General features: G+C 66.7%; 10 protein-coding genes. 5 read left to right on the forward strand and 5 right to left on the reverse strand.

Annotation, left to right across the window (positions count from 1 at the left end):
- Nucleotides 1-24: 24 nt before the first annotated feature.
- Both TK49_RS18315 and TK49_RS18320 read left to right on the forward strand, forming a co-directional pair.
- A complete protein-coding gene (locus TK49_RS18315) occupies nucleotides 25-984 on the forward strand; it encodes a pyridoxamine 5'-phosphate oxidase family protein (RefSeq protein WP_045218807.1) in 960 nt (319 codons plus the stop codon).
- Nucleotides 985-1,036: 52 nt separating this feature from the next.
- Entirely contained in the window at nucleotides 1,037-1,504 is a 468-nt protein-coding gene (locus TK49_RS18320; protein WP_045218809.1) for a nuclear transport factor 2 family protein, read from the forward strand.
- Nucleotides 1,505-1,537: 33 nt separating this feature from the next.
- On the opposite strand, the gene TK49_RS18325 is transcribed toward TK49_RS18320, so the two are convergent.
- Both TK49_RS18325 and TK49_RS18330 read right to left on the reverse strand, forming a co-directional pair.
- Nucleotides 1,538-1,990: a GNAT family N-acetyltransferase gene (locus TK49_RS18325; protein ID WP_045220313.1), complete on the reverse strand. Its 453-nt coding sequence runs from the start codon at nucleotides 1,988-1,990 to the stop codon at nucleotides 1,538-1,540.
- Between the two features lie 806 nt (nucleotides 1,991-2,796).
- Nucleotides 2,797-4,059 (reverse strand): serine hydrolase domain-containing protein, encoded by a 1,263-nt coding sequence (locus TK49_RS18330; RefSeq protein WP_045218811.1) that lies wholly within the window; start codon nucleotides 4,057-4,059, stop codon nucleotides 2,797-2,799.
- 152 nt (nucleotides 4,060-4,211) lie between these two features.
- Here TK49_RS18330 and TK49_RS18335 point away from each other — a divergent pair, with 152 nt between their 5' ends.
- Complete coding sequence (locus TK49_RS18335; RefSeq protein ID WP_045218814.1) at nucleotides 4,212-5,141, forward strand: LysR family transcriptional regulator; 930 nt, start codon at nucleotides 4,212-4,214, stop codon at nucleotides 5,139-5,141.
- Between the two features lie 130 nt (nucleotides 5,142-5,271).
- Here the strand turns inward: TK49_RS18335 and TK49_RS18340 are convergent, their stop codons facing one another.
- Entirely contained in the window at nucleotides 5,272-6,342 is a 1,071-nt protein-coding gene (locus tag TK49_RS18340) for an NAD(P)H-dependent flavin oxidoreductase (RefSeq protein ID WP_045218816.1), read from the reverse strand.
- Nucleotides 6,343-6,492: 150 nt separating this feature from the next.
- On the opposite strand from TK49_RS18340, the gene TK49_RS18345 reads away from it, so the two are divergent.
- The gene (locus TK49_RS18345) at nucleotides 6,493-7,059 is read left to right on the forward strand and encodes a CGNR zinc finger domain-containing protein (RefSeq protein ID WP_045218817.1); all 567 of its coding nucleotides are present in this window, start codon (nucleotides 6,493-6,495) and stop codon (nucleotides 7,057-7,059) included.
- A 106-nt stretch (nucleotides 7,060-7,165) separates the two neighbouring features.
- Nucleotides 7,166-7,933: an SDR family NAD(P)-dependent oxidoreductase gene (locus tag TK49_RS18350; RefSeq protein WP_045218820.1), complete on the forward strand. Its 768-nt coding sequence runs from the start codon at nucleotides 7,166-7,168 to the stop codon at nucleotides 7,931-7,933.
- Between the two features lie 298 nt (nucleotides 7,934-8,231).
- Here TK49_RS18350 and TK49_RS18355 read toward each other — a convergent pair whose 3' ends face one another.
- Together TK49_RS18355 and TK49_RS18360 are read right to left on the reverse strand one after the other, a co-directional pair.
- Nucleotides 8,232-9,668, reverse strand: a complete 1,437-nt coding sequence (locus tag TK49_RS18355) for a M20/M25/M40 family metallo-hydrolase (protein WP_045218822.1) — start codon at nucleotides 9,666-9,668, stop codon at nucleotides 8,232-8,234.
- 132 nt (nucleotides 9,669-9,800) lie between these two features.
- Nucleotides 9,801-11,348 (reverse strand): methyl-accepting chemotaxis protein, encoded by a 1,548-nt coding sequence (locus TK49_RS18360; protein ID WP_045218825.1) that lies wholly within the window; start codon nucleotides 11,346-11,348, stop codon nucleotides 9,801-9,803.
- Nucleotides 11,349-11,382 lie beyond the last annotated feature (34 nt).

An 11,382-nucleotide genomic window follows, 5' to 3' on the forward strand; every position in this document is an offset into this window, starting at 1 on the left:
GGCGACACGTCAAGGGGCAACGCCATGGAGTTACCAGAACAGGCCTCGCCGTTTCACCGGGGCGAGCGCGCCGTGCAGGACCGGGCGGGCGTCCGGGACCGCGCAGAGGCGCACGGGCAACGCGGCATACGAACCTACCTGCTGGAACAGCACCAGGAGTTCTTCGGAAAGATCCCGTTTATCGTGCTCGGCGCCCTGGACGGCGACGGAAAGCCGTGTGCCAGCCTGCTGGCGGGCCACGCCGGTTTCATCCGTGTGCCCGACGCCTACAGCCTGCACATTGGCGCCCTGCCCGACCCCGAAGATCCGCTGGCAGGCGCGCTTCATGTGGGCAGCGACGTCGGCCTGCTCGGCATTGAAACGACGACGCGGCGAAGAAACCGGTTGAACGGCCCGGTGCTGTCTCTCGATGCTGCCGGCATGGTGATCGGCGTGCGGCAGAGCTTCGGCAACTGCCCGAAGTACATCCAGGTGCGCAGCCTCGCGCCGCGCCAGCGGGCAACGGCGCCTGCCGCGGCGCAATCGGTGCCGGCACTCGACGATGCGGCGGTGCGGCTCATCCGGTCTTCCGATACGTTCTTCATCGCTACGCATGCAGCGACGGCCGGGCCTGCCAGGGCGACGGGAGCGGATGTCTCGCACCGCGGCGGCAAGCCGGGGTTCGTCCGTGTCGATGACGACGCAACGCTGCTGTGGCCCGACTTTATCGGCAACAATTTCTTCAACACGCTGGGCAACCTGCATGTGAACCCCTCGGCGGGGCTGCTGTTTCCGGACTTCGAATCGGGCGACCTGCTCCATCTCGCGGGCACCTGCGAGATCGTATGGGACGGGCACGACGTGCAGGCGTTCGAAGGCGCGCAGCGCCTCGTGCGGTTTCATGTCGAGCGCATGTATCGGCGGCCGCAAGCCTTGCCCTGGCGGTTCTCTGCGCCGGAACCGTCGCCGTTCCTCGCCGGGACCGGTGCGTGGCCGGCCCGCTAGCGCGCTGCCCGCAGCCGATCCACCTTCACACCACCACGCCACTGGACCGACCATGGAAACCCGCCCGCCTCTGCCTCCGTTCAATCGCGACACCGCCGTCCAGAAGATCCGCCTGGCCGAAGACGCCTGGAATTCGCGCGACCCGGCCCGCGTCGTCCTGGCCTACAGCCCCGATACCCGCTGGCGCAACCGTGCCGAGTTCCCGCTCGGGCGCGAACAGGCGCAGGCGTTCCTGGAGCGCAAGTGGCGGCGCGAACTCGACTACCGTCTCATCAAGGAGCTGTGGGCATTCGAGGGCAACCGTATTGCCGTGCGCTTCGCCTACGAGTGGCACGACGACGCCGGCCAGTGGTACCGCAGCTACGGCAACGAGAACTGGGCATTCAACGAGCACGGCCTGATGACCCACCGCCATGCCAGCATCAATGACCTGCCCATCAAGGAAGAGGACCGCAAGTTCTTCTGGCCGCTGGGCCGCCGCCCCGACGATCACCCTGGGTTGTCCGACCTGGGCCTCTGAGCCGGCGCCCGGCACCATGGACGCGCCCGCCGGTCAGCGCAGATCGCACCGCATGCAAAGCGGCGATGCCTGCCCGGCGTCCCTGAACGCCGCCGATGCCCTGACCTCGGCCGGCGCGTTCTCCACGGGAAAGAGATAAAACCCCCAACGCGCGAAGTAAAGCGGCGCCCGCGCAGAAAGCAGGTAAGCCTGTCGCACGCCGCTGGCACGCGCACGCACGAGCAGCGTGCCAATCAGGCGACTTGCGATACCTTGATCGCGATACATCGGGTCGACCACGACCGAACGAATCACGATGGATGCCCCTCCACGCTCAGCAGCAGCGCAGCCAATGACGCGGCCTTTGTCCAGTGCAACGTGAAATGCTTCGATGGTGTCCTGAATATCGATATCGTCAGCCGGCAGCCTGGCACTCTTCAGGAGCGCAGCGACTTGGCACCAATCGGCAAGAGAAGCCGGGCGCAATTGAACTTCGTGGCTGAGCATGGGGCTGTCTCTAGGGAGCATTATCGGGGCGACAAGAAAAACCCACGGCCCGCCTCATGATGTTATTGTCTCTTCGTCACTTCCTTTGTTTCGCGGTCCGCCGGAAGTGCGCCGAGAGATTAGCACCGCGCCAAAACAAAAAAAATATCGCCCGTTAGGGCGATCCAAAACACAAGGGCAGTTGTATTGCTAGGCCGCGCATCGCCGGCGGCAGGCGACTGCCCCGCTCCCCCGCTCTTATTCTCAACGCCCGCCAATCTGCGCCCATGGCGCCGACGCAGAAGCGTACGAAAAACCGCCAGGAATTTCAGTAGCACAATCAGCCGAGTCCTCGTCCTACATGATTCCTACGACGCCGCTTACACCCTCGATAAAAGTCTTTTCACTATTTTGCCGTATATGCGCGCCGATTAACTTGAAGGCTCAAAACTGTCTGCTTATCCTTTGCTCGCCCCAGAATACCCCGGCGAAATCGGCACGCCTTCGAGCAGGACGTTATGACAGCGCGATTAAAACCGCGCAGAAAAGAGATCACCGCGCTGAGCCCCCGCGACTTTGCGATTTCGCTCTTGCTCCCCAGTGATGGGGAACCCGATGAATTGGACCGCGCGGGGGTTGCGGCATGGGCAAGACACCTGTTGGCCTCGCTCGAGCGTCATCGCCCCGGACATATCCACCCCCGGGCGATACGCCAGCGGCGCGCGCTTCTCGCCGTTGTGCCGCCGGGCGCGCGGCGCACCTCGAACACCGCGCATTGATCGGGCGCCCCTAGGCGGCACAGCTTGGACGCCGCTGCAAGCGTGGGTTCAACGCCCGCCCGCACCCGATTCCGTGATCGCGCTGTACACCAGCGTGCGCAGCTGTCGGCGTACCGGGTAGGCGGACGACGGCAGAACCTGCGTGAGGAAGAGCCCGATCAGGTCTTCCTGCGGGTCCACCCAGAAGAAGGTACCGGCCGCGCCGCCCCAGAAGAAGTCGCCGGCGCTGCCGGGGATGAGCGTGGCAGCCGGCGATATCGTGGTGGCAAAACCCAGCCCGAAGCCAACGCCGTCGTAGGCCGCCTCGCTGAACATCGAGCGCGGCGACAAGGTCGAGATGTCGACCCCACCCGGCAGGTGGTTCGCGGTCATCAGCGCCACCGTCTTCGGCCCCAGCAGGCGCACGCCGTCGAGTTCACCGCCTTGCAGCAGCATGCGCGAGAACCGCAGGTAATCGGCCGCCGTGGACACCAGGCCGCCGCCGCCCGACACGAAGCTCGGCGGCGCGAGGTACCGGCTGGTGCGCGGATCATCCTGCAGCGCGGGCCGGTCGGACACCAACGCCGAACCGAGCGCCCCCACGGCATAGCACGCGCAGAAGCGCGACGCCTTGTCCTCGGGCACGTAGAAGCCCGTATCGATCATGCCCAGCGGGTCGAAGATGCGCTCCTTCAGAAACGTCTCGAACGGCATGCCGCTGATCTTGCCGACGAGGTAGCCGAGCACATCGGTCGACACGGAGTAGTTCCACGCCTCGCCCGGCGAGAACTCCAGCGGCACACCGGCCAGCTTCTCGATCATCTCGTCGAGCGTGCCCTGCGTGGTGACGTCGCCGAGCTTCAACCGCCGATACGCCGCATCGACATTCGTGTTCTGGTGAAAGCCGTAGGTGAGGCCAGATGTGTGGCGCAGCAGATCGACCATCAGCATCGGGCGCTTCACCGGGCGCGTCTGGAAGCCCTCCATGAAGCCGCCGGCGAACACGCCCAGGTCCTTCCATGCCGGGATGAACTTGCTGACCGGGTCGTCGAGCGCGACCTCGCATGCTTCGACCAGCATCATGAACGCCACCGAGGTCACCGGCTTGGTCATCGAATAGATGCGGAAGATCGCGTCCTCGGCCAGCGGCACCTGCCGCTCCCGGTCGGCGAGGCCGAGCACAGAATTGAGGACGAGCTCGCCACGCCGCCATACCTGCGTGAGCGCGCCGGGCAGCTTGCCCGTGGCGATGTAAGCGTCGTCGATGAAGCGTTCGACCCGTGCGAGCCGGTCGCGGGACATCCCGTGCGGTTGCGTGGCTTGCCTGTCCATGCGGTCTCCTTGCGTTTGCGAAACGGCTTCCGGCGCGCGCGGCAGCGTTGGCGGCGTGGGCCGGTCCAGCCGACACTGTACAGCCGGGCGCGCGACGCGGGACAGGCCCCAGCTGTGCTTCAATCGCGGTTCTAACGCACCCTCGCCCCAACATGAAGCGCTTGGACGACCTGTATCTCTTTACCCGCGTGGTGGAAGCCGGCGGCTTTTCCGCCGCCGAGCGGGCCACGGGCATTCCCAAGTCGCGCCTGAGCCGGCGCATTGCCGAGCTCGAGGCGCAGCTCGGCACGCGGCTGCTGCATCGGTCCAGCCATCGTGTGTCGGTCACGCCGGTGGGCGAGGCGGTGTATCGGCATGCGCGCGACATGGCCGATGCGTCGGCCGCCATCGAGGCGCTTGCCGGTGCGGCGCGCAGCGAGCCCGCAGGTGTGCTGCGCGTGGGCACCTCGCCGCTGCTGGCCGAAACGCTCGTGGCCGGCTGGCTGGCAGCGTTTGCCGAGGCCCACCCGAAGCTGCGCGTCGAGCTCGATCTATCCAACACCTACGTCGACCTGGTCGAGCAGCGCATCGACGTGGCCATCCGCGCGGCTACCGGGCCGCTGCCGTCACGCGAGGTGGTGGCGCGGCACCTGGCCGTGTCGCCGCGCGTGCTGGTGGCAAGCCCGGCGCTGATCGCGCGGCTGGGCGAACCGGCCTCGCCCGCTGCGCTCGAAGACCTGCCCTGCCTCGGCCAGGGCACCCTCGCGCGCAGCCGCGACTGGGTGCTGCACGACGCGCGCGGACACCGCCTGGCGCTGCCGGTGCGGCCGCGCTTTGCGAGCGACAACATCATCGCCCTGCGCGAAGCGGCCATCGCGGGGCTGGGGCTGGCCGTGCTGCCGCTGCACTGTTGCCATGCCGCGCTGACCGAGGGGCGCCTGCGCACCGTGCTGCGGGAGTGGACGCCCGAGCCGGCCGACCTGCATGCGTTGTATCCGTCGCGCGCCGGCGTGCCGCCGTCGGTCAAGGCCCTGGTGGCATTTCTGCGCGATCGGTTCCAGCAGGAAACGACCATGAAGCCGCTTGCCGCGCGAGTTGGATGAAACCCGTAAATCGACATTTACGGAGTTACATGAAATTTTTCCATCGCACGCATGCCGATCTGTGATGCGAAACAGGACGGGCACACCGTCTTGCGTGCCCGCATGCGTGCGCGACGGCAGGTGTCAACGTTCAGCGCAGGCGTTCGAGCGCTTGGGCCGCAATGCGACGCGTGATCGCTTCGGCCGGCTCTTCCGCTGCGAACCGGCCCGCCTGACCGGACCACAAATTGATGAAGTCGCCCGAGCCCGTCGGCTCGGTCTTGGCGCGCAGCGGTGCAAGCGCCCCGCCTGCCGTCGGGAAGGCCGGTGCCAGCGGGTTCATCGGGCCGATCTCCCGCATCAGCCGGTTGACGATGCCGCGCGCCGGACGCCCGGTGAACAGGTTCGTCAGCGCCGTATCGGCATCCGTCGCCTGCTTGAGCGCGGCACGGTGGATGGCGGAGGTCTTCGCCTCGGGCGAGAGCAGATACGCCGTGCCGATCTGCGCGGCAGAGGCACCCAGGGCGAACGCGGCCGCCATGCCGCGCCCGTCGCCAATGCCGCCGGCCGCAATGACGGGCACCTTTACCGCGTCCACCACCTGCGGCACCAGCGCGAGCGTACCGACCTGCGATTCGATGGTCGTCGCGAGAAACATGCCGCGATGCCCGCCCGCCTCGTTGCCCATGGCGATGACGGCGTCCACGCCGCGGGCCTCCAGCCAGCGCGCCTCTTCCACCGTCGTGGCGGCGGAGATCACCTTGGCCCCCGTGGCCTTCACACGCGCCAGCAGCTCGGGCGCCGGCAGGCCGAAGTGGAAACTCACGATCTCTGGCCTGAGGTCTTCCACCACCGCACACGTCGACTCATCAAACGGTGCGCGATTGGCCGCCGGTGCCTGCGCGTTCGGGTCGATGCCGAACTCGGCGTAGTACGGAGCCAGATGGGCGCGCCACCTGGCTTCACGCTCGGGGTCGGGCTGCGGCGGGGTGTGGCAGAAGAAGTTCAGGTTGATGGGCGCGCGCACGGCGGCACGAAACTGCTCGACCTGCTGGCGGATCTGCTCGGCATTCAGCATCGCGCACGGCAGCGAACCGAGGCCCCCGGCACGCGCCACCGCAATCGCCAGGTCCACGCCGGCGGCCCCGGCCATTGGCCCCAGCACGATCGGCACGTCGATGTTGAACAGCTCCAGGATGCGGGCATCGGGCCATGCGCTCATGATGGTCTCCAGCAAGATGATGACGATGCGCCCATGGTAATGCGGCGGACTTCTGCGGCGTTCCGAGGGGCACCGTACCGGCCGCGCTCGTAACCTGATTGAACCACATTCCGCGGTTACAATCGGCCCACTCGATCTGCTGCTGCCGCCATGCCTGCCAACACCCCACCGCTGATTGCCGACGACGCCGTACTGGACATGCTCAACACCGTGGACCACGTCCAGGGCCGGCCGCACGACTTCTGGCAATCCGACGACGATGTGTCGGACTGGCTCGTGCGTGCGGGCTGGTGGGCCGAACCGTTCGCCGGCCAATCTCCGCCCGGCGTTCTGCTGGCGGTGGCGCGGCATCTGCGCGAGGTGATCCGGCAGCTGGTGGAAGCGCGCAAGGCGGGGCGGCCCTGCAGTGCCGACGCCCTGAACACGTTCCTCCGACAAGCGCCGAGCCACCCGATCCTGATCTGGACGGCCGGCACGCCGCGTGTGGAGCGCGTGCGCCCCGCCGATTCCGTGGAGCAGCGCCTGGCCGCCCCGGCCGAAGCCGCCGCCCACCTGCTGGCCGAAGGCGACTTCCGCCACATCCGCCAATGCGAGCACCCCGACTGCGGCCGATGGTTCTACGACCGCACCAAAGCCCACACGCGCCGCTGGTGCAGCATGGCGCTCTGCGGCAACCGCCACAAGGTGGCGGCCCACCGCAAACGCCTACCGGGCTGAGCCGTCGTTCCAGCATTGCAACGCGGCGTCGCAGCGAGGGGCGCTGCGCACGCGCCGCCCGATTCGTAACCTGTTCTCCCGACACATTGCATTGCAGGAGAACAGCATGACGCAAACCCAGACAACCGCATCTGCGCCCCGACTGGGCGGACGCACCGCCATCGTGACCGGCGGCTCGCGGGGCATCGGCGCCGCCGTGGCGCGGCGCCTGGCAGCCGACGGCGCACGCGTGGCGGTCGTCTACCGCAGCAACAGCAAGGAAGCCGACGCGGTGGTGCAATCCATCCGCAACACCGGCGCAGAAGCGATTGCCGTGCAGGCCGACGTGGCCGACGCCAGTTCCATCAACGCCATGGTGAGCACCGTGCGCGAGGCCTTCGGCGCCATCGACATCCTCGTCAACAACGCCGGCATTCTGGAAAGCCAGGCGGTGGGCAGCATCGACGAGGCGTCGTTCACCGCGCAGTTCCGCACCAATGTGCTGTCGACGATTCTGGTGACGCAGGCCGTGCTCCCGCACGTGCCCGCGCGCGGCGGCCGCATCGTCAACGTATCGTCGAGCCTGGTGTACCGGCCGCGCGCAGGGCTGTCCGTCTATGCGGCAAGCAAGGCCGCCGTGGGCGCCCTCACCCATTCGTTTGCGGTCGAACTGGGCCCGCGCAACATCACCGTCAATGCCGTGGCCCCCGCCATGACGCGCACCGACATGACCGCCCCGATCCCCGATGAAGTGAAAGCGCGCATGCGCGAATCAACCCCGATGGGCCGCCTGGCCGAGCCGGAAGACATCGCCGACGCCATCGCCTTCCTGGCCTCGGACGACGCCCGCTGGATCACCGGCCGCACCCTGATGACTGACGGCGGCTTCATCTGAGAAAGTAACCAGCCAAAACGCGTGCAACGCCGCCAACTCCCGCACGCAGAGGGTGTGGCCGTACCCTGCCCTAGATGGCGCCTTGGATTTTTGTCGCGGGGAGGAAAAAGAGGGGAGGCTGTCTGAGCGCAGCGAGTTTGCCTCCCCTCCCTCCCCGTGACACAAATCCAAGGGGAAGTCGCCATCTCGGGCGCGCCTTTCTTTGCTTGCTTTCTTTGGCAAGACAAAGAAAGTAAGTCGGCCCCGCCAGGGGCCGAAACCCAACAAAAACCAGCACGAACAAGCCGCGCCCAACAATTTACTCAGCCAACTGCTTCACCAGCCGATAAAGAAACTCCCTCCCGTCGTACAACCGCGCAATCTCGATCCGCTCATCCAGCACGTGCGTGCGCAGATCCGCCGGCTCCGTAAACAACCCGGACACCCCATACATCGGAATCCCCGCATTGCGCATGAAGCGGCTGTCCGTCGCGCCCGTGCTCATCGCCGGGATCACCGGCACGCCCCACATCTGCTGCGTGAGCGCCTCCACCGTCTTCACCAGATCGCCATTGAGCGGCGAGGCGGGGCTCGCCAGCGGCTTGTTGACATAGCGCACGCTGATCTTGTCGTTGCCCAGCACCTGCTTGAGTTGGCGGTCGATATCGGCAGGATCATCGTGCGGCAGGATGCGGCAATTGACCGTCGCCTTGGCCGACTGCGGCAGCGCGTTCTCGGCATGGCCCGCGTTGACCATCGTGGCCACGCACGTGGTGCGCAGCTGCGCGTTGTAGAACGGATTGGCGGAAAGCCGGTCGATGGCCGCCTGGTCCGGCTTGCCGGTGCCGACGGCACGCATGTCTTGCGCCAGTTGCCCCGTCGCCAGCGGTGCGCTGCGCGCAAAGTAGGTCTGCGTCACGTCTGCCAGCCTGACGGGAAACTGATACGCCCCCAGCCTGTCCAGCGCGGCCGACAGCGCATAGATCGGGTTCGTCTTGGTCGGCACCGAGCTATGTCCTCCTACGTCGCGCACCTCCAGCTCGTACGTCGTGTACATCTTCTCGGCCACCTGGATGCGGTGCAGCACCGGTTTGCCGTTGCGCAGCTCGCCACCGCCGCCTTCGTTGATGCCGAACTCCGCCTTCACCAGCTCGGGCTTGTTGTTGACGATCCAGTACGCGCCGTTGCTCGGCACGTCGCCGCGCTCCTCGTCGGTCGTCAGCGCGAGGATGATGTCGCGCGAGGGCTTGAAGCCTTCCTGTTTGAGCTGGCCCAGCACCGACACGAAGGCCGACGCCATCGCCTTGTCGTCAATGGCGCCACGCGCGGTGAAGTAGCCGTCGGTTTCCTGCAGCTTGAACGGATCGGTCTTCCAGTCTTCACGCTTGGCCTCCACCACGTCGATGTGAGCGAGCAGCAGCATCGGCTTCTTGGCGCCGGTGCCCTTCCAGCGCAGCACGAGGTTGCCCTTCTTCGGGAAGGGCTCGATCACCTGCATGTCGCCGGCCGCAAAGCCGGCCTCGCGCAGGCGCTTTTCCATGGCATGCGCGGCCTGGGTGGTGTCACCGGCCGAATGCGTCGTGTTGATCTCGACCAGCTCCTTGTAGATGTCGTGATAGCGCTGCTGCTCGGGCGTGAGCGAGGTAGGCGCAGGCTTGCTGGCGGGAATGGTCTGGGCGAAGGCTCCGGCGCTGCATGCAAGCACGGCAGCAGACACCAAGGCTCGAACGGGAACACGACGACACTGGAAACGCATGACACCTCCGGATAATCGTTATGGGGGCCGCATCGAACAAAAAGCGGGGTCGACCCGAAGGCCGACCCCGCAGTGTAGCCCCGCCGCAGCCGCTTCGCTGCCGGAGCAATCGCAGTGCTGTGCCGCCGTGCGCTACATGGCCACGCGGAACACCGCCACCGCGCGGCGCAGTTCGTCGGCCTGTTCTTCCAGTGCCTGCGCGGCGGCGGCAGCTTGCTCGACCAGCGCGGCGTTCTGCTGCGTCACGTCGTCCATCTGCGTGACGGCTTCGTTGATCTGCTCGATGCCGCTGCTCTGTTCGGCCGAGCCCGCGCTGATCTCGCCCATGATGTCGGTCACGCGCTTCACGGCCACGACGATCTCTTCCATCGTCTTGCCGGCACGCGCCACCAGCGTGGAGCCCGACTCCACGCGCGCGGCGGAATCCTCGATCAACGACTTGATCTCCTTCGCCGCGCCCGCGCTGCGCTGGGCGAGCGTGCGCACTTCACCGGCCACCACGGCAAAGCCGCGGCCCTGTTCACCCGCACGCGCGGCTTCCACGGCGGCGTTCAGCGCCAGGATGTTGGTCTGGAACGCGATGCCCTCGATCACGGCAATGATGTCGGTGATCTTGCGCGACGACTCGCTGATCTCGCCCATCGTATTGACCACGTCCTGCACCACGGCACCGCCCTGCACGGCGATCTCCGATGCGCTCACCGCGAGCGTGCTGGCCTGGCGGGCGTTGTCGGCGTTCTGCTTGACGATGCTCGTGAGCTCTTCCATGCTCGACGCGGTTTCTTCCAGCGAGCTGGCCTGCTCCTCGGTGCGCTGCGACAGGTTCGTGTTGCCCGCCGCGATCTGCTGGGTGGCCGAAGCGATCGACTCGCTGCCCCGGCGCACCGTCACCACGGTCTCCTTGAGCTTGGCTTGCATCTGCTGCAGCCCTTCCATCAGCACGCCCATCTCGTCACGCGAGTGGACGCGGATGTCAGTCGTCAGGTTACCGCTGGAGATCTCGCGGAAATGCGCGAGCATCTCCTCCAGCGGGCGCGAAATGGCACGCGAGAGCACGACATAGCACCCCGCCGCCAGCGCCAGCCCCACCGCAATCACGATCAGGAACATCCAGACGAGGCGGTTGAAGAACGACTGCGCGTTGTTGTACGCCGAGGCCGCAATCTCGGCCTGGATGGCGTTCAGACGGTCCGCCTTCACCGCATACGGCACAAACAGTTCGTACAGCTTGTCCAGGACCAGCGGGCGCGCTGCCGCGTAGTCGTGGCGGTCGAAGGCGGCCAGGACCGGCTCCATGCCTTCGCGAAAGAACGTGTCGCGCAGACGCTTGGCCTCGGTGGCGGTCTGCTCCTCTTCCGGCGTGGCGAACGGCAGGGCGTTGTAGGCCTTCCACCCCTCGTCGCTGGCGGCGATCTGCGCGCGAGCGGCCTTCACCAGGTCGGCGATCTTCGCGTCGTCGCTTTCATAGACGGCGCGGTCGAGCGCCGTGCGTGCCTGCACCAGCCGCGACACCGCCTGGCCGAGCGCCCGCGTGGACGCGAGCTGGTTGGCGTAGGTTTCCTTGAGCGCCGCGTTCGAGCGCAGGTTGCCGTATAGCCCCAGCGCGCCAACGCCTGCAAGGAATACAGCGAGAACGAACAGCACCAGCGCAAGCCGGGCCTTGATGGAAAGCGTCTTCATATCTGCCGTGCACTACTCGATGGGAAAGCGGGGG

The organism is Ralstonia mannitolilytica, from assembly GCF_000954135.1.
Taxonomy (GTDB): Bacteria; Pseudomonadota; Gammaproteobacteria; order Burkholderiales; family Burkholderiaceae; genus Ralstonia; species Ralstonia mannitolilytica.

What these genes read in the sequence shown, in the direction of transcription:
- TK49_RS18315 (WP_045218807.1), top strand. Translation starts at nt 25, where the DNA reads ATGGAGTTACCAGAACAGGCCTCGCCGTTTCACCGGGGCGAGCGCGCC.
- TK49_RS18320 (WP_045218809.1), top strand. Translation starts at nt 1,037, where the DNA reads ATGGAAACCCGCCCGCCTCTGCCTCCGTTCAATCGCGACACCGCCGTC.
- TK49_RS18325 (WP_045220313.1), bottom strand. Translation starts at nt 1,990, where the DNA reads ATGCTCAGCCACGAAGTTCAATTGCGCCCGGCTTCTCTTGCCGATTGG.
- TK49_RS18330 (WP_045218811.1), bottom strand. Translation starts at nt 4,059, where the DNA reads ATGGACAGGCAAGCCACGCAACCGCACGGGATGTCCCGCGACCGGCTC.
- TK49_RS18335 (WP_045218814.1), top strand. Translation starts at nt 4,212, where the DNA reads ATGAAGCGCTTGGACGACCTGTATCTCTTTACCCGCGTGGTGGAAGCC.
- TK49_RS18340 (WP_045218816.1), bottom strand. Translation starts at nt 6,342, where the DNA reads ATGAGCGCATGGCCCGATGCCCGCATCCTGGAGCTGTTCAACATCGAC.
- TK49_RS18345 (WP_045218817.1), top strand. Translation starts at nt 6,493, where the DNA reads ATGCCTGCCAACACCCCACCGCTGATTGCCGACGACGCCGTACTGGAC.
- TK49_RS18350 (WP_045218820.1), top strand. Translation starts at nt 7,166, where the DNA reads ATGACGCAAACCCAGACAACCGCATCTGCGCCCCGACTGGGCGGACGC.
- TK49_RS18355 (WP_045218822.1), bottom strand. Translation starts at nt 9,668, where the DNA reads ATGCGTTTCCAGTGTCGTCGTGTTCCCGTTCGAGCCTTGGTGTCTGCT.
- TK49_RS18360 (WP_045218825.1), bottom strand. Translation starts at nt 11,348, where the DNA reads ATGAAGACGCTTTCCATCAAGGCCCGGCTTGCGCTGGTGCTGTTCGTT.